We start from the raw sequence: 22,118 nt of genomic DNA on the forward strand, positions 1-22,118 counted from the left end.
TTGACGGGGTCCGTGCGGTGTCTGCGACAATGGGTCCAGCACCGCGCCACGCTCAAACCGGCGAACCAGACGCTGCGCCCTGCAGGCAGCAGGCGCGGCGGCTATCATTGACTGAAATCGGGCCCCTAAATTTTCATCGCGTTAATGGCAGATGGCCTACGCTGTGCTTTGTCTGGGTTGATTCGCGCCTTATCTGCTCTGTGACAGGGACTCCATGAAGGGACATCGCACTCAAGAAGCGCCCAAGCTCCTCGGGCTCACCTGGCCATTCATCGCCGTGGTGGTTTTCCAGGTCGCCCTTGGCAGCCTCAGCCTCTACACGCTTTCTGCCGTGCGTGCCTACGTGGCGGGCGAAAGCTTGTGGTCAAAGGCGCAAAAAGACGCCATCTACTACCTCAACCTGTACGCCACCACGCGCGACGAAGCCACCTATGGCCGCTACCAGCAGGCCATCGTGGTGCCCCAGGGCGATCACCGCGCGCGCAAGCTCATGGATCAGTCGAATCTGGACCTGGAGGCGGTGCGCCAGGCCGTCCTGCAAGGTGGCAACCACCCCGACGACGTGCAACGCATCATCTGGTTCTACCGCCACTTTCGTACTGTCAGCTACCTGCAGACAGCCATCAATTACTGGGACATCGGCGACGATTACCTGGCCAAGCTGAACGTGCTGGCAGGCGAGATGCACCAGCGCTTCGCCAGCGGGCCGGTCGATGAGCAGGTGATTCGTGCCTGGAAAAGCCGCATTGCCACCATCAACGAGGGGGTGACGCCGGCTGCCAAGGCGTTCAGCGATGCCCTGGGCGAGGGGTCGCGCGTCCTGCTGCGGGTGCTGCTGATCACCAACCTGCTGACTGCGATGATCCTGATCACCATCGCCTGGCGGCGCTCCAGCAAACTGCTGGCCCAGCGCCAGGCGTTTGCCAACGCGCTGGAGGAAGAAAAGGAGCGTGCGCAGATCACTTTGCAGGCTATCGGTGACGCGGTAATCACCACGGATGTGGAGGGCTTGATCGGCTACATGAACCCGGCGGCCGAGCAGCTGACCCACTGGAAGGCCGCCCAGGCCCTGGGCCTGCCGTTGTCGGCCCTGTTCACCCTGGTGGACGAGCACGACGTGGACGAGGGCCGCAGCCTGGTGGAGCAGGTGCTCAGTGGCAGTTTGAAAGGGGGCGCCGAACATGCCCGCCTGATTCAGCGCCTGGACGGCAGCACGGTGTCGATCAACCTGGTGGGCTCGTCCATTGTCAATGACGGACAGGTCAATGGCATCGTGCTGGTGCTGCACGACATGACCCAGGAGCGCCAGTACATCGCCAACCTCTCCTGGCAGGCCACGCACGATGCGCTGACAGGCCTGGCCAACCGTCGCGAGTTCGAATACCGGCTGGAGCAGGCGCTCAATGCGCTGGCGCGCCAGCCTGGGCGGCATTCACTGATGTTCCTGGACCTGGATCAGTTCAAGCTGGTCAATGATACGTGCGGCCATGCCGCCGGGGATGAGCTGCTTCGGCACATTTGCGCCGTGCTGCAATCGGGCCTGCGAGAAGGTGACACGCTGGCGCGGCTGGGGGGCGATGAGTTTGGCGTGTTGCTGGAGAATTGCCCGTCCGAGCAGGCCGAGCGGATTGCCGAGCAGTTACGCCAGACCGTCCAGAGCCTGCATTTCGTGTGGAAAGGCCGGCCGTTCGTGACCACGGTCAGCATCGGGCTGGTGCATATCGCTCAGGCCCCCGGCACCCTCGAGGCATCACTGCGGGCTGCTGACATGGCCTGCTACATGGCCAAGGAAAAGGGGCGCAACCGGGTTCAGGTGTACCACGCCGATGACAGCGAGCTGTCCATTCGGTTTGGCGAGATGGCCTGGATTCAGCGCTTGCACGTGGCCCTGGAAGAGAACCGGTTCTGCCTGTACGCCCAGGAGATCGCGCCGTTGAAGGCTTTCGAGGGGCCCGGCCACATCGAAATCCTGTTGCGCCTGCACGATGAAAGCGGGCGCACCATACTCCCCAACAGCTTCATCCCGGCTGCCGAGCGCTACGGGCTGATTACCGCGCTCGATCGCTGGGTAGTGCGCAACGTCTTCATCATCATCCGCCAATGCCTGGATGCAGGCCACCAGGGGCCGCTGTCGACCTGCGCCATCAACCTGTCCGGTGCAAGCATCGGCGATGACAAGTTCCTCGAATACCTGCAGCGCCTGTTCGCCGAATATGCCATTCCTCCGCGCATGATCTGCTTCGAGATCACCGAAACCAGCGCCATTGCCAACCTGGGCAGCGCCATTCGCTTCATCAACGAGCTAAAAGGCCTGGGTTGTCGTTTTTCACTGGATGATTTCTGTGCAGGCATGTCATCGTTCGCCTACCTCAAGCATCTGCCCGTCGACTTCCTCAAGATCGACGGCAGCTTCGTCAAGGACATGCTGGACGATCCGGTCAATCGGGCCATGGTGGAGGTCATCAACCATATTGGCCATGTCATGGGCAAGCGCACCATTGCAGAATTCGTGGAAACACCCATGATCGAACAAGCGCTACAGGAAATTGGTGTCGATTACGCCCAGGGCTATCTGATCGAGCGGCCCCAGGTATTCACATGTGACAGTCTGCATCGCCAACGGATTGCCGCCCGGCCTCTGTTGCAGCGGGCGCCTGGCACCTTTCGTTAGCTGGAAATCACAAGGAACAAGGAGTAGACAGTGATTGATGCATTCGTTCGTATCGGGCCATTGATGGACCCGGCCAGTTACCCCAAATGGGCCCAGCAACTGCTTGCCGATTGCCATGAGAGCAAGCAGCGAGTGGTTGACCATGAGGTGTATCGACGTCTGCGTGACGGCAAATTGAAGCAAGCGACCATTCGCCAGTACCTGATCGGCGGCTGGCCGGTGGTCGAGCAGTTCTCGTTGTACATGGCCCATAACCTCACCAAGACCCGTTATGGCCGGCACCCAGGCGAGGACATGGCGCGGCGCTGGTTGATGCGCAATATCCGCGTGGAGCTTAACCATGCCGATTACTGGGTGAACTGGGCCCACGCCCACGGCATTCACCTGCACGACCTGCAGGCTCAGGATGTGCCGCCTGAGCTCAATGGCCTCAACGATTGGTGCTGGCGTGTGTGTGCCACGGAAAACCTGGCCATTGCCATGGCCGCCACCAACTATGCCATCGAAGGAGCCACCGGGGAGTGGTCGGCGGTGGTGTGTTCCACCGACACCTACGCGATGGGCTTCCCGGAAGAGCAGCGCAAGCGGGCCATGAAGTGGCTCAAGATGCACGCGCAGTATGACGACACCCACCCGTGGGAGGCGCTGGAGATCATCTGTACGCTGGTAGGCGAGAACCCGAGCATGGCCTTGCGCACCGAATTGCGCCGGGCCATCTGCAAGAGCTATGACTGCATGTACCTGTTCCTGGAGCGGTGCATGCAACTTGAAACCACCCAGCACGAGCGGGCGAGCCCGGCGTTGGCGGCGGGGTGATTGCGCGCCTGTCGTGATGCAGGCTCAGCCCATCGCCGATACGCCGGCGATGGGCTGCGAAACGGCCGAGAACGCGCAAGGCGGCCTCAGGTAGACGAGCCGTTCACTGGGCGTTGAATGCCTGCCCGTTCACATCCTTGCTGTCAGGCCCCATCAGATAGAGGTAGACCGGCATGATTTGCTCGGGCAGCGGGTTGTCCTGGGGGTTCTCGCTCGGGTAGGCCTGCGCGCGCATGGCCGTACGCGTCGCGCCCGGGTTGATGCTGTTGGAGCGCACCGGCGCCACCCCTTCGAGTTCGTCGGCCAGGGTCTGCATCATGCCTTCGGTGGCGAACTTGGAGATGCCGTAGGCGCCCCAATAGGCGCGGCCCTTGCGCCCGACACTGCTGCTGGTGAACACTACCGAAGCGTCTTCGGACTGCTTGAGCAGCGGCAGCAGGGTGCTGGTGAGCATGAAGGTGGCATTGACGTTGATGTGCATGACGCGCATGAAGTTGTCGCCCGACAACTGTTCCATGGGCGTGCGTGGGCCGATGATCGAGGCGTTGTTGAGCAACCCGTCCAGGCGCCCGAACTGTTCCTCGATCATGACCGCCAGCTCGTCGTACTGATGGGCCAAGGCGGTTTCCAGGTTGAACGGGATCACCACAGGCTGGGGATGCCCGGCCGCTTCGATCTCGTCATAGAGCGCATTGAGGTTCGCTTCGGTCTTGCCGAGCAACAGCACCGTGGCGCCCAGGGCGGCGTAGGCCTTGGCCGCGGCAGCACCGATGCCGCGCCCGGCACCGGTGACCAGGATGACCCGGCCTTTGAGCAGGTCGGGGCGGGCAGTGTATTCGAACATGTCAGATCCTTTGGCGTTAGCGGTGATCAGCAACCACACAGGGCACTGTCGATGACTTTACGCAGGTCCTGCGGGCTGTCCACCACTACGTCGGCACCCCAGTTGTTGGGGTTGTCCTCGGGATGGATGTAGCCGAAGCGTACCGCGGCGGTGCGGGTGCCAGCATCTCGGCCGGATTCGATATCGCGCAGGTCGTCACCGACGAACAGCACACTGGCAGGGTCCAGCGCCAGGGTCTTGCAGGCCAGGATGAGCGGCTCCGGGTCGGGTTTGCTGTTCTTTACATGATCCGGGCAGATCAGCAAGGCCGAACGCTCGGCCAGGCCCAGGCGCTGCATGATCGGCTCGGCGAAGCGCACCGGCTTGTTGGTGACCACGCCCCACAGCAGCTTGCCTCGCTCGATGTCCTCCAGCAGCTCGCTCATGCCATCGAACAGGCGGGTATGCACGGCGCAGTCGCGCTGGTAGCGCTCCAGGAACTCCAGGCGCAGGGCTTCGAAACCCTCGGCCTGCGGGTCCATGGCGAAGGTGGCGGCCACCATGGCGCGAGCACCACCGGAGATCACACCCCGGATCAGCTCGTCGTCGACGGCCGGCAGGCCTCGATCGGCGAGCATGGCCTGGCAGATGGCGATGAAATCGGGCGCCGTGTCCAGCAAGGTGCCGTCCATGTCGAAGAGTACCGCTCGCAGGCGCATGCTCATTCCTCGCGCAGGGTCTGGATCATGTAGTTGACATCCACGTCGCTGCTGAGCTTGTAGTGCTTGGTCAGCGGGTTGTAGGTCAGGCCGATGATATCCTTGACCTCAAGGCCGGCGACGCGGCTCCAGGCACCCAGCTCGGAAGGGCGGATGAACTTCTTGAAGTCATGGGTCCCGCGCGGCAGCATCTTGAGGATGTACTCGGCGCCGACGATGGCCAGCAGGTAGGCCTTGGGGTTGCGGTTGATGGTGGAGAAGAACACCTGGCCGCCTGGCTTGACCATGCGGTAGCAAGCGCGGATTACCGATGACGGGTCAGGTACGTGCTCGAGCATCTCAAGGCAGGTGACCACGTCGAAGGCACCGGGCATTTCTTCGGCCAGGGCCTCGGCCGTGACCTGACGGTATTCGACCTCCACGCCCGATTCCAGTTGATGCAGGCGGGCGACGGCCAGGGGCGCCTCGCCCATGTCGATGCCGGTCACCGAGGCGCCGCGCAGGGCCATGGCTTCGCTGAGGATGCCGCCGCCGCAACCCACGTCCAGCACTTTCTTGCCAGCCAGATGGGCGCGCTCGTCGATCCAGTTGACGCGCAGCGGGTTGATATCGTGCAGCGGCTTGAACTCGCTCTCGCGGTCCCACCAGCGGTGGGCCAGCGCTTCGAATTTGGCGATTTCAGCGCGGTCGACGTTGCTCATTGAACAGTCCTCAGAAACGTGGGAATCAGCTTCACGTGGCAAGCTGCAAGGTACATGACATACAGACGGTGGCGTTGGCCCAAGCGTTCGCACGGCGTTCAGGCCGGGCTCGTGCACACGCCGTGGGCCTTTTGCCTGTCGGGCAGTACGGTGGTTTTCTGTGCGTGGCCGAGTAGGCCCATGCCAGAGGGGGGGCGGCGATGGCGCCTCGGCCAGCGACGCTGTGCCCAACCTTGCTTGTGCTGCCGGATGTCTGCGGCGCGCAGCTTGCGCTGGAAAAGGCCGAAGTATACCCGAGCGCTCGGGGCGCCGGGTCGCTATAATCGCCGGCTTTTGATACGCGAACGACGGGGAGAGGTGATGCGCGAGCAACTTTTGGCGGCCGAGAAGGTGACCGGAATCCGCTGGCAGGGCGGCGTTCTGCATCTGCTCGACCAGCGCCTGCTGCCGTCCCAGGAACACTGGCTGGCCTGCGACACTGTCGCCCAGGTGGCCACCGCCATTCGCGACATGGCCGTGCGCGGCGCATCGGCCATCGGTATCGTGGCCGCGTATGGGCTGGTACTGGCCGCCGAGGAGCGTCTGGCAGAAGGTGGCGACTGGGAGATGGACCTCGAAGAGGATTTCATGCTCCTGGCCGAGGCGCGCCCTACCGCAGCCAACCTGTTCTGGGCCTTGAACCGGATGCGCGAGCGCCTGCAACGCCTGCGTCCCGACGAGAACGTGCTGGGCGCACTGGAAGCCGAGGCGCTGGCCATTCACGAAAGCGATCGCGAGGCCAACCTGACCATGGCCCAGCACGGCACCGAACTGATCCGCCGACACCAGGGCAATGCCCAGACGCTGCTGACCTACGGCAATGCCGGCGCCTTGGCCAGCGGCGGTTTCGGAACCGCGCTGGGGGTGATTCGCGCAGGCTTTCTGGAAGGCATGGTGGAGCGGGTGTACGCCGGGGAAACTCGCCCGTGGCTCCAGGGATCGCGGCTCACGGCCTGGGAGCTGGCCAACGAAGGCCTGCCGGTCACCCTGTGCGCCGATTCGGCCCTGGCGCACTTGATGAAGACCAAGGGCATCACCTGGGTCGTGGTCGGCGCTGATTGCATCGCTGCCAATGGGGATGTGGCCAGCAAGATCGGCACTTATCAACTGGCGGTCAGCGCCATGCACCATGGTGTGCGCTTCATGGTGGTGGCCCCGAGCAGCAGTATCGACCTGAACCTGGAGACGGGGGACGACATCCCGCTTGAAGAGCGCGAGCCGGATGAACTGCTCGACTATGCCGGCACGCGGGTGGCACCGGAGGTGGAGGTATTCAATCCGGTCTTCGACGTGACCCCGGCGGACCTGATTGATGTGATCGTGACCGAGCGCGGCATCATCGAACGCCCGGATACGGCCAAGCTGGCGCAGATGATGTGCCGCAAGCGCCTTCACTGAAGGGCGGCGCAGCAGACCCTTCGTGCGCCATAGCCCGCTGTCCTAGCAGGTGTTTACACGCGCCCAGGCGCACCTGCCCGGCGCGCTGTCGAGCGCGGGCCTGTGGGGCTCGCGGCTACCGTTCACCCCGGCGTGCACCGCTCGGCCAGGGCATGAATTCTCGGCCCGGCTGGCCACTTGCCGCATCTCCCACTACCCCTGCCGTTGTGGTAATATCCGGCAGTTTCCAAGACCCCGCTGTGCGGCGGTCTTCATTGCGCAGATCCATGGCACAACTCATTGATTTGTCGTAAGTCGTCGCAGGCGAGTGCACTGCGGCGGCGAGCTTCGTTCGGCCCTTGATGGCGCTGCGAAGTTTCACCAGAAAAAGGAATCAGGCTTCTCATGGGCGAACTGGCCAAAGAAATCCTCCCGGTCAATATCGAAGACGAACTGAGACAGTCTTACCTCGACTACGCGATGAGCGTGATTGTCGGGCGAGCGCTGCCCGATGCGCGTGACGGCTTGAAGCCCGTGCATCGCCGCGTTCTCTTTGCGATGAGCGAACTGGGCAACGACTGGAACAAGCCGTACAAGAAATCCGCCCGTGTGGTCGGTGACGTGATCGGTAAGTACCACCCGCACGGCGACACTGCGGTCTACGACACCATCGTGCGTATGGCCCAGCCTTTCTCGCTGCGCTACCTGCTGGTCGACGGCCAGGGCAACTTCGGTTCGGTGGACGGCGACAACGCCGCGGCCATGCGATACACCGAAGTGCGCATGGCCAAGCTGGCTCATGAGCTGCTGGCCGACCTGCACAAGGAAACCGTCGACTGGGTGCCCAACTACGACGGCACCGAGCAGATCCCGGCGGTCATGCCGACGCGTATTCCCAACCTGCTGGTCAATGGTTCCAGCGGCATCGCCGTGGGCATGGCCACCAACATTCCGCCGCACAACCTGGGCGAAGTCATCGATGGCTGCCTGGCGCTGATCGACAACCCGGACGTCACCATCGATGAGCTGATGCAGCACATCCCCGGTCCCGATTTCCCTACCGCAGGCCTGATCAACGGCCGCCAGGGCATCATCGAGGCCTACCGCACCGGCCGTGGCCGCATCTACATGCGGGCCCGCTCCCAGATCGAAGACATCGACAAGGTGGGCGGTCGTCAGCAGATCGTGGTGACCGAGCTGCCGTACCAGTTGAACAAGGCGCGCCTGATCGAGAAGATCGCCGAGCTGGTCAAAGAGAAGAAGATCGAGGGCATCACCGAGCTGCGCGACGAGTCCGACAAGGACGGCATGCGCATCGTCATCGAGCTGCGTCGCGGCGAGGTGCCGGAGGTGGTGCTCAACAACCTGTACTCGCAGACCCAGCTGCAGAGCGTGTTCGGCATCAACGTCGTGGCCCTGGTCGATGGCCGTCCGCGCCTGCTCAACCTCAAGGACCTGCTCGAAGCCTTCGTGCGCCACCGCCGCGAAGTGGTCACCCGGCGCACCGTGTTCGAACTGCGCAAGGCGCGTGAGCGCGGCCACATCCTCGAAGGCCAGGCGGTTGCGCTGTCCAACATCGACCCGGTCATCGCGATGATCAAGGCCTCGCCCACCCCGTCGGAGGCCAAGGAAGCCCTGGTATCCACCGCCTGGGAATCGAGTGCCGTGCAGGTCATGGTCGAACGTGCCGGTGCCGATTCGTGCCGCCCGGCCGACCTGCCTGAACAATACGGCCTGCGCGACGGCAAGTACTACCTGTCGCCGGAACAGGCCCAGGCGATCCTTGATCTGCGCCTGCACCGCCTGACTGGCCTGGAGCACGAGAAGCTGCTGGCCGAGTACCAGGAAATCCTGGAGCAGATCGGTGAGCTGATCCGCATTATCAACAGCGCCGAGCGCCTGATGGAAGTGATCCGCGAAGAGCTCGAGGCGATTCGCGCCGAGTACGGCGATGCCCGCCGCACCGAGATCCTCAATGCCAGCCACGACCTCAACTACGGCGACATGATCCCCGAAGAAGAGCGCGTGGTGACCATTTCCCATGGTGGGTATGCCAAGACCCAACCATTGTCCGCCTACCAGGCCCAGCGCCGTGGCGGCAAGGGCAAGTCGGCCACCGGCGTGAAGGACGAGGACTACATCGAGCACCTGTTGGTCGCCAACAGTCACGCCACCCTGCTGCTGTTCTCCAGCAAGGGCAAGGTGTACTGGAAAAAGACCTACGAAATCCCCGAGGCATCTCGCGCTGCCCGTGGTCGTCCGCTGGTCAACCTGCTGCCGCTGGAAGAGGGTGAGCGCATCACCGCCATGCTGCAGGTCGATCTTGAGGCCTTGCAGCAGAACGCCGACCTTGAAGAAGAACTCGAAGACGCCGATGACGCCGTGCTCGAAGGCGAGCTGGTCGAAGTCGAGGAAGTGGACGAGGAAGAAGGCGACACCCCCGAGTGGGCGGCAGAGCCTACTGGCGCCTACATCTTCATGGCCACCGCTTCCGGCACTGTCAAGAAGACGCCGTTGGTCCAGTTTGCCCGTCCTCGCTCCAACGGCCTTATCGCCCTGAAGCTCAAGGAAGGTGACACCCTGATCGCTGCGGCCATCACCGATGGCGCCAAGGAAGTGATGATGTTCTCCGACGCCGGCAAAGTCATCCGCTTTGCCGAAAGCGTGGTGCGCGAAATGGGCCGTACCGCCCGCGGCGTGCGCGGCATGAAGCTGGGCAAGGGGCAGCAGATCATCTCGATGCTGATCCCGGAGTCCGGTGCGCAGATCCTCACCGCGTCCGAGCGTGGCTATGGCAAGCGTACCCCGCTGTCCAAGTTCCCTCGTCGCGGCCGTGGCGGCCAGGGCGTGATCGCCATGGGTACCAAGGGGCGCAATGGGTTGCTGATCGGCGCCATCCAGGTGCAGGAAGGTGAGGAAATCATGCTGATTTCCGATCAGGGCACACTGGTACGTACCCGGGTCGGCGAGGTGTCCAGCCTGAGCCGTAACACTCAGGGCGTGACGCTGATCAAGCTGGCCTCCGACGAGACGCTGGTGGGCCTTGAGCGCATCCAGGAGCCGTCCGAGGAAGAGCTCGATGCGCTCATCGAGCTTGACGAGGAGGGCGTGGAGGCCCAGGCCCCTGACGAGCAAGATGCAGCGGGCGCCGAAGAGGCCCCGCAAGAGTAAGTGCGCTGAACCCGAACGGGGCGACCAAGGTCGCCCCGTTTGACTGATCAAGCCAGGCATTTGGCCTGCAAGGGCCCCAGGCAGGCCTGGGCCACCGAATTACGATGTTGTTCTATTTGGCAGAGCGAGAGTGGATGTGAGCAAACGAGCCTTTAACTTCTGCGCAGGCCCTGCCGCGCTTCCTGATGCTGTGCTGCAGCGCGCCCAGGCCGAGATGCTGGACTGGCACGGCAAGGGCCTGTCGGTCATGGAGATGAGCCATCGCAGCGACGACTACGTGGCCATCGCCGAGAAGGCCGAGCAGGACCTGCGTGACCTGCTGTCCATCCCCTCCAATTACAAGGTGCTGTTCCTGCAGGGCGGCGCCAGCCAGCAATTTGCCGAAATCCCGCTCAACCTGTTGCCTGAAGACGGCACCGCCGACTACATCGAGACCGGTATCTGGTCGAAGAAAGCCATCGAGGAAGCGCGCCGCTTCGGCAACGTCAACGTGGCTGCCAGCGCCAAGCCCTACGACTACCTGGCCATCCCTGGCCAGAACGAATGGAACCTGACCGCCAACGCAGCCTACGTGCACTATGCCTCCAACGAGACCATCGGTGGCCTGCAGTTCGACTGGGTGCCACAGACCGGCGATGTGCCGCTGGTGGTCGACATGTCCTCCGACATTCTCTCGCGCCCCATCGACGTGTCGCAGTTCGGCCTGATCTACGCAGGTGCCCAGAAGAACATCGGCCCCAGCGGGCTGGTGGTGGTCATCGTGCGTGAAGACCTGCTGGGCCATGCCCGCAGCAGCTGCCCGACCATGCTCGACTACAAGGTTTCGGCAGACAATGGCTCGATGTACAACACGCCTGCGACTTATGCCTGGTACCTCTCGGGCCTGGTCTTCGAGTGGTTGAAGGAGCAGGGCGGCGTGGACGCCATGGAGCAGCGCAACCGTGCCAAGAAAGACCTGCTGTACGGGTTCATCGATGCCAGCGCGTTCTACAGCAACCCGATCAGCGTCAATGCCCGGTCGTGGATGAACGTGCCGTTCCGCCTGGCCGACGAGCGTCTGGACAAGGCCTTCCTGGCCGGTGCCGACGCCCGTGGCCTGCTCAACCTCAAGGGACACCGGTCAGTCGGAGGCATGCGTGCATCCATCTACAATGCCTTGGGTCTGGATGCGGTCGAAGCCCTGGTGGCCTACATGGCTGAATTCGAGAAGGAGCACGGTTGATGTCCGAGCATGAACTGCAGGCGCTGCGTGTGCGCATCGACAGCCTCGACGAAAAGATTCTCGAGCTGATCAGCGAGCGTGCCCGCTGCGCCCAGGAAGTGGCCAAGGTCAAGACGGCGTCGTTGGCCGAGGGCGAGGCGCCGGTGTTCTATCGTCCCGAGCGCGAGGCTGCCGTGCTCAAGCGCGTGATGGAGCGCAACAAGGGCCCGCTGGACAACGAGGAGATGGCGCGGCTGTTCCGCGAGATCATGTCCTCGTGCCTGGCATTGGAAGAGCCGCTCAAGATCGCCTACCTGGGCCCTGAAGGCACCTTTACCCAGGCCGCCGCCATGAAGCATTTCGGTCATGCGGTAGTCAGCCGCCCGATGGCGGCCATCGACGAGGTGTTCCGCGAAGTGGCGGCCGGGGCCGTGAACTTCGGCGTGGTGCCGGTGGAAAACTCCACCGAAGGCGCAGTGAGCCACACCCTGGACAGCTTCCTCGAGCACGACATGGTGATCTGTGGCGAAGTGGAGCTGCGTATTCACCACCATCTGCTGGTGGGCGAGAACACCAAGACCGACAGTATCAGCCGCATCTACTCCCATGCCCAGTCATTGGCCCAGTGCCGTAAGTGGCTCGATGCCCACTACCCCAATGTCGAGCGGGTAGCGGTGTCGAGCAACGCCGAGGCTGCCAAGCGGGTCAAGGGTGAGTGGAACTCGGCGGCCATCGCCGGCGACATGGCGGCCAACCTGTACGGGCTGACCCGCCTTGCCGAGAAAATCGAGGACCGCCCGGACAACGCCACGCGGTTCCTGATGATTGGCAGCCAGGAAGTGCCGCCCACTGGGGACGACAAGACCTCGATCATCGTCTCGATGAGCAACAAGCCCGGTGCCCTGCACGAGCTGTTGGTGCCGTTCCACCAGAACGGCATCGACCTGACCCGCATCGAGACCCGGCCTTCGCGCAGTGGCAAGTGGACGTATGTCTTCTTCATCGACTTCGTCGGTCATCACCGCGATCCGTTGATCAAGGCAGTGCTCGAACAGATCAGCCAGGAGGCGGTGGCGCTGAAAGTGCTGGGGTCTTATCCGAAGGCGGTGCTTTGAAGCGCAACCTTCCGGGCCGATGCATGGCCCCGTAAGCCCTCAAGGACTGCCTCGATTTTCGTACAGGGTTCATACCAGTGGTAAAAGCAGCAAAAACCAAACCCGTCCCGATCATCGACCGCCTGGTGGTGGTCGGTCTCGGTCTGATCGGTGGCTCGTTCGCCAAAGGCCTGCGTGAAAGTGGCCTGTGCCGCGAAGTGGTCGGCGTCGACCTCGATGCGCCTTCGCGCAAGCAGGCCGTTGCCCTGGGCGTGGTCGATCGCTGCGAAGAGGACCTGGCCACGGCCTGCATTGGCGCCGACGTGATCCAGCTGGCCGTGCCGATCCTGGCCATGGAGAAAGTCCTGGCGCGCCTGGCCCGGCTCGATCTGGGTGAGGCCGTGATCACTGACGTCGGCAGCGCCAAGGGTAACGTCGTGCGCGAAGCGCGTTCGGTCCTTGGCGAGCGCTTGTCGCGCTTCGTGCCTGGCCACCCCATCGCCGGCTCCGAGCAGAGCGGGGTGGAGGCGTCCAACGCCAGCCTGTTCCGTCGGCATAAGGTCATCCTCACGCCGCTGGCCGAAACCGACCCTGCTGCGTTGGCCCTGGTCGATCGCCTGTGGCGTACGCTGGAGGCTGACGTTGAGCATATGCCCGTCGAGCGCCACGACGAAGTGCTGGCTGCGACCAGCCACTTGCCACACCTGCTGGCCTTCGGGCTGGTCGATTCGCTGGCCAAGCGCAATGAAAACCTGGACATCTTCCGGTACGCTGCGGGAGGCTTTCGCGATTTCACAAGAATCGCCGGTAGCGACCCGACCATGTGGCATGACATCTTTCTCGCCAACCGCGACGCTGTCCTGCGCACACTCGATACATATCGCAGTGATCTCGACGCCTTGCGCGACGCGATCGCTGAAGGGGACGGGCACCAGCTGCTGGGTGTTTTCACCCGCGCTCGGTTTGCCCGCGAGCATTTCAGTAAAATCCTGGCCCGCCGGGCCTATGTGGACGCTATGAACGCCAACGATCTGATTTTCCTGGCCCAACCCGGTGGCCGCCTGAACGGGCGAATCCGCGTACCGGGCGACAAGTCGATTTCCCACCGCTCGATCATGCTCGGCTCGCTGGCCGAAGGCACCACCGAGGTCGAGGGTTTCCTCGAAGGTGAAGATGCCCTGGCGACCTTGCAGGCATTTCGCGACATGGGCGTCGTCATCGAAGGCCCCCATCAGGGCCGCGTGACCATCCATGGTGTCGGTCTGCACGGCCTGAAGCCGCCGCCGGGTCCACTGTACGTGGGTAACTCCGGCACCTCGATGCGCCTGCTGTCGGGCCTGCTGGCCGGCCAGTCGTTCGACGTCACCATGACCGGCGACGCCTCGCTTTCCAAGCGCCCGATGAACCGGGTGGCCAACCCGCTGCGCGAAATGGGCGCCGTGGTCGAGACCGGCCCCGAAGGCCGTCCGCCGCTGACCATTCGCGGCGGCAAGCCGCTCAAGGGCCTGACCTACACGCTGCCGATGGCCAGCGCCCAGGTCAAATCCTGCCTGCTGCTGGCCGGCCTGTACGCCGAGGGGCGCACCACCGTCACCGAGCCGGCGCCAACGCGCGACCACACTGAGCGCATGCTGCGCGGTTTCGGATACCACGTGCAGTCCGATGGCCCGGTCGCCTCGTTGCAGTCCGGCGGCAAACTCACCGCCACCCGCATCGAGGTGCCGGCCGATATCTCGTCTGCAGCGTTCTTCCTGGTGGCGGCATCCATTGCCGAGGGGTCGGAACTGGTGCTCGAACATGTCGGCATCAACCCGACCCGCACCGGCGTCATCGACATCCTGCGCTTGATGGGCGGCGACATCACCCTGGAGAACCAGCGTGAGGTGGGCGGTGAGCCGGTGGCGGACCTGCGTGTGCGCGGTGCCAAGCTCAAGGGTATCGAGATCCCGGAGGCGCTCGTGCCACTGGCCATCGACGAATTCCCCGTGCTGTTCGTCGCCGCTGCCTGCGCCGAAGGGCGTACCGTGCTGCGCGGTGCCGAAGAACTGCGCGTGAAAGAGTCCGACCGCATCCAGGTGATGGCCGATGGCCTGCTCACTTTGGGCATCCAGTGTGAGCCCACCCCCGATGGCATCATCATCGACGGCGGGCAACTGGGCGGCGGTGAGGTGCACGGGCACGGTGACCACCGCATCGCGATGGCCTTCAGCGTCGCATCGCTGCGCGCCAGCGCGCCGATTCGTATCCATGACTGCGCCAACGTCGCCACTTCGTTCCCCAACTTCCTGTCGCTGTGCGCTGAGGTTGGCATCCGCGTGGCCGAAGAGGGCAAGTCGTGAGCGCCTTGACGCCAGTCATTACTATCGACGGGCCCAGTGGTTCCGGCAAGGGGACCGTGGCCGGTCTGATGGCGCGCGAGCTGGGCTGGCGGCTGCTGGATTCGGGCGCGCTGTACCGTCTGCTGGCCTTCAATGCCAGCAACCATGGCGTGGACCTGACCAACGAGGAGTTGCTGACTCAGCTTGCCGCCCATCTGGATGTGCAATTCATTGCCGCCGAGCCCGGTAAACTGCAGCAGATCATTCTCGAGGGTGAGGATGTCAGCAACGTGATTCGCACCGAGACCGTCGGTGCCGGTGCTTCCATGGTTGCTTCGCTGCCTGCGGTGCGCGATGCGCTGCTGGTGCGCCAGCGCGCCTTTCGCGAGGCCCCAGGCCTGATTGCCGATGGCCGTGACATGGGCACGGTGGTGTTTCCGGACGCGCCGCTGAAGGTATTTCTGACCGCCAGTGCCGAGGAACGTGCCCGCCGCCGTTACCTTCAGTTGAAGGGCAAGGGTGAAGATGTTAGTCTGTCGAGTCTGCTGGATGAGATTCGTGCGCGTGACGAGCGCGACACCCAACGTGCAGTGGCCCCGCTCAAACCAGCGGCCGATGCCATTCAGTTGGACTCAACCGAGTTGTCCATCGAGCAGGTGTTGCAACGTATCAGGAGCGAGCTCGCCTTGCGCGATCTCCTCTGATAACCAGGAAGGCAGGCAGGGGCACCAGTCAACGTCCTGCCCGCTTTCCTTTATCTAAACGAAACCCACATTGTCTGGAATGTGGCGATGGGCGTCTGTTTCGCCCGAATCTACAGGAATTAAAATGAGCGAAAGCTTTGCAGAACTCTTTGAAGAAAGCCTGAAAACCCTCAATCTTCAGCCGGGTGCGATCATCACCGGTATCGTTGTCGACATCGACGGCGACTGGGTTACCGTACATGCTGGCCTGAAGTCCGAGGGCGTCATCCCGCTCGAGCAGTTCTACAACGAAGCTGGCGAGCTGACCATCAAGGTCGGTGACGAAGTGCACGTTGCGCTGGACGCGGTCGAAGACGGCTTTGGCGAAACCAAGCTGTCCCGTGAAAAAGCCAAGCGCGCCGAGTGCTGGATTGTTCTGGAAGCAGCTTTCGCCGCCGAAGAAGTGGTCAAGGGCGTTATCAACGGTAAGGTTAAGGGCGGCTTCACTGTCGACGTTAACGGCATCCGTGCGTTCCTGCCGGGCTCCCTGGTTGATGTCCGCCCAGTGCGCGACACCACCCACCTGGAAGGCAAAGAGCTGGAATTCAAGGTCATCAAGCTCGACCAGAAGCGCAACAACGTTGTCGTTTCCCGTCGCAGCGTGCTGGAAGCCGAGAACTCCGCCGAGCGCGAAGCCCTGCTGGAAACCCTGCAGGAAGGCCAGCAAGTCAAAGGTATCGTCAAGAACCTCACCGACTACGGCGCATTCGTGGACCTGGGCGGTATCGACGGCCTGCTGCACATCACCGACATGGCTTGGAAGCGTATCAAGCACCCATCGGAAATCGTTAACGTTGGCGACGAAGTCGACGTACGCGTTCTGAAGTTCGACCGCGAGCGCAACCGCGTTTCGCTGGGTCTGAAGCAGATGGGCGAAGATCCGTGGGTAGCTATCACTGCCCGTTACCCAGAAGGTACTCGCGTACAGGCTCGCGTAACCAACCTGACCGACTACGGCTGCTTCGCTGAGCTGGAAGAAGGCGTTGAAGGTCTGGTACACGTTTCCGAAATGGACTGGACCAACAAGAACATCCACCCGTCGAAAGTCGTTCAGGTTGGCGACGAAGTGGAAGTCATGGTTCTGGACATCGACGAAGAGCGTCGTCGTATCTCCCTGGGCATCAAGCAGTGCAAGTCCAACCCATGGGAAGACTTCTCCGGCCAGTTCAACAAGGGTGACAAGATCACCGGTACCATCAAGTCGATCACCGACTTCGGTATCTTCATTGGTCTGGACGGCGGCATCGACGGCCTGGTTCACCTGTCCGACATCTCCTGGAACGAAACCGGCGAAGAAGCCGTACGTCGTTTCAAGAAGGGCGACGAGCTGGAAACCGTCATCCTGTCGGTCGATCCAGAGCGCGAGCGCATCTCCCTGGGCATCAAGCAGCTGGAAGACGATCCGTTCTCCAACTTCGTTGCTGTCAATGACAAGGGCGCTATCGTCAAGGGCATCGTGAAAGAAGTTGACGCCAAAGGTGCCATCGTCACCCTGGCCGACGACATCGAAGCCACTCTGAAAGCTTCCGAAATCAGCCGTGACCGCGTTGAAGACGCGCGTAACGTTCTGAAGGAAGGCGAAGAGATCGAAGCCAAGATCATCAGCGTTGACCGCAAATCGCGTGTCATCAGCCTGTCGATCAAGTCCAAAGACGACGCTGAAGAGCGTGAAGCCATCCAGAGCCTGAAAAACGCTCCGGAAGCGGCTGCCGATACCACCATGGCTGCGCTGCTGCGCGAAGCAATGGCCAAGCAGAACTGAGTTCTGTTTGATCGGTAAAAAGGGCGACCCTCGGGTCGCCCTTTTTTATGGGCGTCATCTTCGCCTCGTTTAGGGCGTGTCCCTACGTTTTTCGTGGTTGAACTCGCTTGCCTCAACCCGCTAAGGTCCCGACCTTGATTTTCGAGAGACAACCATGGGCTATCTGATCATCGTTGCGCTTATCCAGGCGTTCTCTTTCAGCTTGATAGGCGAGTACCTGGCCGGCCACGTCGACAGCTATTTTGCCGTGCTTGCACGCGTGGTGCTGGCGGGCCTGGTCTTTCTGCCGTTGACCCGATGGCGGCAGGTAGAACCGCGCTTTGTCCGCTCGATGCTGCTGATAGGTGCCTTGCAGTACGGCATCACCTACGTGTGCCTTTACTTGAGCTTTCGCGTGCTCAGCGTACCTGAGGTATTGCTGTTCACCATTCTTACGCCGTTGCACGTGACCCTGATCGAAGATGCCATGAACCGGCGGTTCAACCCATGGGCGCTGCTGGCAGCGCTGGTGGCCGTAGCCGGCGCGGCGGTGATTCGCTTCGACAGCATCAGTGGCGAATTCTTCATGGGCTTCCTGTTGCTACAGCTGGCCAACTTCACGTATGCCGCGGGCCAAGTGTTGTATCGGCATCTGGTTGCCCGTTTTCCCAGTGACCTGCCGCACTATGCGCGGTTCGGCTATTTCTACCTGGGGGCACTGTTGGTGGTCCTACCTGCGTTTGTGTTGTTCGGCAACGGCGCACACCTGCCCAGCACGTCGGTGCAGTGGGGCGTGTTGGTATTTCTGGGGCTGTGCCCCACGGCGCTGGGCCTGTACTGGTGGAACAAGGGTGCTTGCCTGGTATCGGGTGGCACGCTCGCCGTGATGAACAACCTGCACGTGCCGGTGGGGCTGCTGCTCAACCTGCTGATCTGGAACCAGCATGAACCGCTTGGGCGGCTTCTGGCAGGCGGAGCCATCATTCTGGGATCGGTATGGTTGAGTCGTTTCAGTGCACGGGCACAGGCCCCAATGCCCGGCAAAGCCTGACATGCACACCGTTTTCGTGATTGTCGCACCGATCTTCGCCTTGATCATCGTCGGCTACCTGTGCCGCCGTACCCATAAACTGGGCGACAAGGCAGCGGCCGAAATCAACAAGATGGTGGTCTGGCTGTGCCTGCCGGCCTTGCTGTTCAAGGTCACCGCCACGGCCACCTGGGCTGAAATCTGGCACCCTGGTTTCATCGCCGCATTTGGCGCCGGGGCCCTGGCGATGTTTGCGATTACCCTGCTATGGCGGCTGCGCGGCGGCCATGGATTAGTGGCGTCGAGCATCGATGGGCTGAGTGCCGGCTACGCCAACACCGGCTACATCGGCATTCCCTTGTGCTTGCTGCTGTTCGGTCAGCCTGGCTTGCAACCAGCGCTGATTTCATCGTTGATTGTGGTCTGCCTGGTATTTGCCCTGTCGCTGATGCTGATCGAAATCGGCTTGCAGGATGAGCCCGAAGTGGGCCGCGCCGTGGGTCTGGTGCTCAAGGCGTTGGCCAAAAACCCGCTGGTCGTCGCGCCGCTGGCAGGTGCAGCGTGGGCCATGACCGGGCTGGGGCTGGCCGAACCGGTGATGCACTTGCTCGACATGCTCGCATTGGCCACCACGCCCTGTGCACTGGTGTCGCTCGGAGCCTTTCTGGCAGAGAAACAGCCGCGCGCACAGGCCAGCCCCTGGCCGCTGGTGGCGTTGAAATTGATCGGCCAGCCGGCGCTGACCTGGGTGCTGGCGTACAAGGTGTTTCACCTGCCCGAAATGTGGGCCGCCTCGGCCGTGCTGCTGGCTGCACTGCCCACCGGTACTGGGCCGTTCATGCTGGCGGAGTACTACAACCGGGATGCGGGCTTGATCTCCAGGACCATTCTCTGGTCAACGGTGGTCTCACTGCTGACCTTGACGGCGCTGCTTTACCTTTTGGGGTATGCGCAGTGAATGAGCGGTTCGAACGCTCAGAGATTCCGATCGCGTTCAGCGACATGCTGGCCGGGACCTGAACACTGAGGGTGAGGCGCTGGTCCAGAACGCCTCACCGACACGGCTGCTTGACCGCCGGGTAGGTCGCTAGCGCACCAGCAGCCAGATCAAGGCCACCACGATTACCACGCCAGCCACGATCATCCAGCGCGGCCGGCTGTTTTGCTGTGGCTGCGCCTGGGCGTGGGGCCGGGTGTGCGTCTGCTCCTCGTCAGGTTCAGCGGGTCGCGCCTGCGGGGCAGGGGCGTGCGGCGCTGCAAGCGGCACCTCCTCCCCGCGCAACAATCGCACCAGTCGCGGCCAGCCTGCCTGCTCGGCCAGTTGCAACGGCGTTTGACCCAGCGGGTTGAGCGCCGAGGTGTCGGCCCCGTGCTCAAGCAGAGCGCTCACCACCGGGTAGTTGCCCGCCAGCGTTTCGCGGTGCAGCAGCAACCAACCGCCCTCATCGGGATCGGTCACCATGGCAGGATGTTGCACCAGTGCATCGTGCACCTGCGCCACCATGTTCACGGCCATGGGATGGTCAGCCTCTTCCAGCCGCTTGAGCGCTTCGGCGTCAGCAGGAGTATCCAGGGCCCGCGAGAGCAATACCTGAGGTTGCCCTTTGGGTGCCGGTACGAGCGCCACGAACCCGGGCTCACCAAATTCCAGGCCCCACGCCGCATCGTGTTCAGCACGTTCGGTTGCGGGCATCTCGCTGCGCATTGCATCGATGGTGAAGCCTCCATAGACCTCACCGGCAGACACGTACATCCAGTCAGTGAGCGCCGAAAACGGCAGCGTCACACGCTGCGCTGCATCGAAGCCCGTAGCCCATTCCGGTTCGTTGAGCAGTACGCCGCTGATCGAGACGCCGTCGAACGCCACTTCGCTGAGCCACATGTTCTCGACGGTTGGCAGTTCCGGGTCGTTGCCCTGGACCGGGAAAGCCATCTTCACGGCGGCCATTTCCAGGCCCTTGATGATCCGGCGCGCCTCCCAGGAGAGCTCGCGCCAGAAGAACTTGAACGTGGCCTGTGCATTGGCGATGGCGGCTTGAAGGGCAGGGCTGTTGTCGTCGGCCGGGTAGATGATTTGCTCGGTCATGGGGTACATCCGTGTGAGTGCGCGTTGATGACGAAGAGTATCAAGGTCATCTGACCGAAGAGCAGGGAGCTGGTTCGAGAGGCTGGCGAGCCTTGAACACAGCCATAGTCTTTCGTAACGTTCTTCTGGGGTTAGGAGGCAGGAATTGGCTTTCTCGGAAGCTCGTACAGAGTCTAGGCATGCCGGATTCAACGTTTATAAGGTAAGGCACTAAGGCTTGATTCACCTCAGTTCAGACGCCGGTGCAATACTAGACCGCATAGGCGTGGGTCCATAGAATCCATAGAGACACTACACTCCTTTCATGCGATTTTGTTGGTAGCGCTTGACTGCGACTGCATAGCTCCGCTAGTTATGGAGTCTCCATAGCCAGAGTGGAAGCAGCCCTGATCGCGTCCACATATTCAGCGAAGGACCTGCTCCTGGTAGCACTACGGCTACCTATTAATGAGGAGGCATCTAATTGGATAAGACATACGCCTATGTGGACGAGTCAGGTAATTCTGATCTGGGCATATCCAAGGCCGGGAGCTCTCGTTTCTTCGTCATTTGTTCCATTCTTGTTGCTGAGAAAAATCTGCAGGATGCCTACCACTGTGCCGAGGCGCTCCGGCGGAAGCACTTCCAAACGGGCGAAATCAAGTCCAGTAAGGTGCGGGCGAAGGATGCTGAGCGACGTGTTCGTATTCTGACCGACCTGGCGAACCTTCCGATCAAGCTCTATTTCGTGGCGGTGGAGAAGGAGCGCATCTACAAAGATGGGGGGCTGCAATTCAAGACCTCGTTCGTGAAGCATATCAACGGATTGCTTTACAACCGACTTTTCACGAACTGCCACAGTCTGCAGATGATGGTAGATGAGCATGGCGGAGCTGAGTTTCAGGAAAGCCTTAAGGCCTACGTTGAGGATCGCTATATGGGAGACCTCTTCGGGGACGATCATGCATTCCAGACAAAATCCAGCAAGGATGATGTGTTGATTCAGGTCGCTGATTTCTTTGCGGGGTCCGTGGCCCAGCTCTATGAGCAAAAAGCTGTCGGCATTATTACTGAGGTCTATAAAAAGATCCTACGTGAGCAGACGCTCGGCATTCTCGAATGGCCACCCAAGTTCAATTCGCTGCTTGCTCCCTCGATGGATGATTCCAGCTACGCGGACTGGCATGTGCATCAGGAGGCTCTGCGTCAGGCGGATATTTTCATCGATAAAGCCGGCCTTTATCCGGACGAGGACGAGCGTTTGCAGCTCAGTATTCTGGATTACCTCAGATTCCAGAGTGAGTTTGTGACCAAGGACTACATTCCAATAGCCGACATCCTTGCTCATCTGGAGGAGAGGGGCTTTGGTGATCTGTCCAAGCAGCGTGTGAGGTCGAGCGGCATTGCAAAGTTACGAGATGCTGATGTCATCATCACGAGTACATCCAAGGGATATAAGATTCCCCAAACAAGAGCTGACATCAATGACTTTCTCGAGATGGCATCAGGTGTGGTCGTGCCGTTGCTTGAGCGTGTCAAAAAAGCCCGAGAGGTTTACATGCTCAGTAGTCGAGGTGAGTACGACATCTGAATCGCCCCGGGTTTCCTA

16 protein-coding genes are annotated in these 22,118 nt (G+C 61.9%); 12 read left to right on the forward strand and 4 right to left on the reverse strand.

Annotated elements, in window-relative coordinates; translation table 11 throughout:
- The first annotated feature begins 214 nt into the window (after positions 1-214).
- Positions 215-2,671, forward strand: a complete 2,457-nt coding sequence (locus tag B2Y33_RS21700) for an EAL domain-containing protein (RefSeq protein ID WP_027915870.1) — start codon at positions 215-217, stop codon at positions 2,669-2,671.
- A 30-nt stretch (positions 2,672-2,701) separates the two neighbouring features.
- Positions 2,702-3,487: a TenA family transcriptional regulator gene (locus B2Y33_RS21705; protein WP_027915871.1), complete on the forward strand. Its 786-nt coding sequence runs from the start codon at positions 2,702-2,704 to the stop codon at positions 3,485-3,487.
- 103 nt (positions 3,488-3,590) lie between these two features.
- Here B2Y33_RS21705 and B2Y33_RS21710 read toward each other — a convergent pair whose 3' ends face one another.
- Genes B2Y33_RS21710 through ubiG form a run of 3 tightly spaced genes read right to left on the reverse strand, consistent with a single transcriptional unit; the run spans position 3,591 to position 5,730 of the window.
- The gene (locus B2Y33_RS21710; RefSeq protein WP_023533782.1) at positions 3,591-4,331 is read right to left on the reverse strand and encodes a YciK family oxidoreductase; all 741 of its coding nucleotides are present in this window, start codon (positions 4,329-4,331) and stop codon (positions 3,591-3,593) included.
- Positions 4,332-4,357: 26 nt separating this feature from the next.
- Positions 4,358-5,029, reverse strand: a complete 672-nt coding sequence (gene mupP / locus B2Y33_RS21715) for an N-acetylmuramic acid 6-phosphate phosphatase MupP (protein WP_027915873.1) — start codon at positions 5,027-5,029, stop codon at positions 4,358-4,360.
- A gap of 2 nt (positions 5,030-5,031) precedes the next feature.
- Positions 5,032-5,730 carry a bifunctional 2-polyprenyl-6-hydroxyphenol methylase/3-demethylubiquinol 3-O-methyltransferase UbiG gene (ubiG, locus tag B2Y33_RS21720; protein ID WP_023533768.1) on the reverse strand — a complete coding sequence of 233 codons (699 nt, stop codon included), beginning with the start codon at positions 5,728-5,730 and terminating at the stop codon, positions 5,032-5,034.
- Positions 5,731-6,090: 360 nt separating this feature from the next.
- Here ubiG and mtnA point away from each other — a divergent pair, with 360 nt between their 5' ends.
- The 9 genes from mtnA to B2Y33_RS21765 all read left to right on the forward strand — a co-directional run bounded on the left by mtnA (position 6,091) and on the right by B2Y33_RS21765 (position 19,402).
- Positions 6,091-7,167 (forward strand): S-methyl-5-thioribose-1-phosphate isomerase, encoded by a 1,077-nt coding sequence (gene mtnA, locus B2Y33_RS21725; RefSeq protein WP_028688041.1) that lies wholly within the window; start codon positions 6,091-6,093, stop codon positions 7,165-7,167.
- 384 nt (positions 7,168-7,551) lie between these two features.
- Positions 7,552-10,317, forward strand: coding sequence for a DNA gyrase subunit A (gene gyrA, locus B2Y33_RS21730; protein WP_206406085.1), 2,766 nt, complete (start codon positions 7,552-7,554; stop codon positions 10,315-10,317).
- Positions 10,318-10,453: 136 nt separating this feature from the next.
- Complete coding sequence (gene serC / locus B2Y33_RS21735) at positions 10,454-11,539, forward strand: 3-phosphoserine/phosphohydroxythreonine transaminase (RefSeq protein ID WP_023533733.1); 1,086 nt, start codon at positions 10,454-10,456, stop codon at positions 11,537-11,539.
- The gene (gene pheA, locus B2Y33_RS21740; RefSeq protein ID WP_023533762.1) at positions 11,539-12,633 is read left to right on the forward strand and encodes a prephenate dehydratase; all 1,095 of its coding nucleotides are present in this window, start codon (positions 11,539-11,541) and stop codon (positions 12,631-12,633) included. Before serC ends, pheA begins: the two co-directional genes overlap by 1 nt.
- A gap of 110 nt (positions 12,634-12,743) precedes the next feature.
- Positions 12,744-14,951 carry a bifunctional prephenate dehydrogenase/3-phosphoshikimate 1-carboxyvinyltransferase gene (locus tag B2Y33_RS21745; protein ID WP_027915876.1) on the forward strand — a complete coding sequence of 736 codons (2,208 nt, stop codon included), beginning with the start codon at positions 12,744-12,746 and terminating at the stop codon, positions 14,949-14,951.
- Positions 14,948-15,634, forward strand: coding sequence for a (d)CMP kinase (cmk, locus tag B2Y33_RS21750; protein ID WP_023533778.1), 687 nt, complete (start codon positions 14,948-14,950; stop codon positions 15,632-15,634). Before B2Y33_RS21745 ends, cmk begins: the two co-directional genes overlap by 4 nt.
- 124 nt (positions 15,635-15,758) lie before the next feature.
- Positions 15,759-17,435 (forward strand): 30S ribosomal protein S1, encoded by a 1,677-nt coding sequence (gene rpsA, locus B2Y33_RS21755; RefSeq protein ID WP_003252673.1) that lies wholly within the window; start codon positions 15,759-15,761, stop codon positions 17,433-17,435.
- 154 nt (positions 17,436-17,589) lie between these two features.
- Complete coding sequence (locus tag B2Y33_RS21760; RefSeq protein ID WP_027915877.1) at positions 17,590-18,465, forward strand: carboxylate/amino acid/amine transporter; 876 nt, start codon at positions 17,590-17,592, stop codon at positions 18,463-18,465.
- A gap of 1 nt (position 18,466) precedes the next feature.
- Positions 18,467-19,402, forward strand: a complete 936-nt coding sequence (locus B2Y33_RS21765; protein ID WP_206406086.1) for an AEC family transporter — start codon at positions 18,467-18,469, stop codon at positions 19,400-19,402.
- Positions 19,403-19,531: 129 nt separating this feature from the next.
- Here the strand turns inward: B2Y33_RS21765 and B2Y33_RS21770 are convergent, their stop codons facing one another.
- A complete protein-coding gene (locus B2Y33_RS21770; RefSeq protein ID WP_080992823.1) occupies positions 19,532-20,530 on the reverse strand; it encodes a DUF2314 domain-containing protein in 999 nt (332 codons plus the stop codon).
- A gap of 463 nt (positions 20,531-20,993) precedes the next feature.
- Between B2Y33_RS21770 and B2Y33_RS21775 the strand changes: the two genes are divergently transcribed.
- Positions 20,994-22,100 carry a DUF3800 domain-containing protein gene (locus tag B2Y33_RS21775; protein WP_206406087.1) on the forward strand — a complete coding sequence of 369 codons (1,107 nt, stop codon included), beginning with the start codon at positions 20,994-20,996 and terminating at the stop codon, positions 22,098-22,100.
- The last annotated feature ends 18 nt before the right edge of the window (positions 22,101-22,118 follow it).

The organism is Pseudomonas sp. UBA5666, assembly GCF_002420785.1.
GTDB lineage: Bacteria > Pseudomonadota > Gammaproteobacteria > Pseudomonadales > Pseudomonadaceae > Aquipseudomonas > Aquipseudomonas fulva.

Excerpts from the sequence above, each read along its gene's own strand:
- B2Y33_RS21700 (WP_027915870.1), top strand. The coding sequence starts at position 215 with ATGAAGGGACATCGCACTCAAGAAGCGCCCAAGCTCCTCGGGCTCACC.
- B2Y33_RS21710 (WP_023533782.1), bottom strand. The coding sequence starts at position 4,331 with ATGTTCGAATACACTGCCCGCCCCGACCTGCTCAAAGGCCGGGTCATC.
- mupP (WP_027915873.1), bottom strand. The coding sequence starts at position 5,029 with ATGCGCCTGCGAGCGGTACTCTTCGACATGGACGGCACCTTGCTGGAC.
- ubiG (WP_023533768.1), bottom strand. The coding sequence starts at position 5,730 with ATGAGCAACGTCGACCGCGCTGAAATCGCCAAATTCGAAGCGCTGGCC.
- mtnA (WP_028688041.1), top strand. The coding sequence starts at position 6,091 with ATGCGCGAGCAACTTTTGGCGGCCGAGAAGGTGACCGGAATCCGCTGG.
- gyrA (WP_206406085.1), top strand. The coding sequence starts at position 7,552 with ATGGGCGAACTGGCCAAAGAAATCCTCCCGGTCAATATCGAAGACGAA.
- pheA (WP_023533762.1), top strand. The coding sequence starts at position 11,539 with ATGTCCGAGCATGAACTGCAGGCGCTGCGTGTGCGCATCGACAGCCTC.
- rpsA (WP_003252673.1), top strand. The coding sequence starts at position 15,759 with ATGAGCGAAAGCTTTGCAGAACTCTTTGAAGAAAGCCTGAAAACCCTC.
- B2Y33_RS21760 (WP_027915877.1), top strand. The coding sequence starts at position 17,590 with ATGGGCTATCTGATCATCGTTGCGCTTATCCAGGCGTTCTCTTTCAGC.
- B2Y33_RS21765 (WP_206406086.1), top strand. The coding sequence starts at position 18,467 with ATGCACACCGTTTTCGTGATTGTCGCACCGATCTTCGCCTTGATCATC.
- B2Y33_RS21770 (WP_080992823.1), bottom strand. The coding sequence starts at position 20,530 with ATGACCGAGCAAATCATCTACCCGGCCGACGACAACAGCCCTGCCCTT.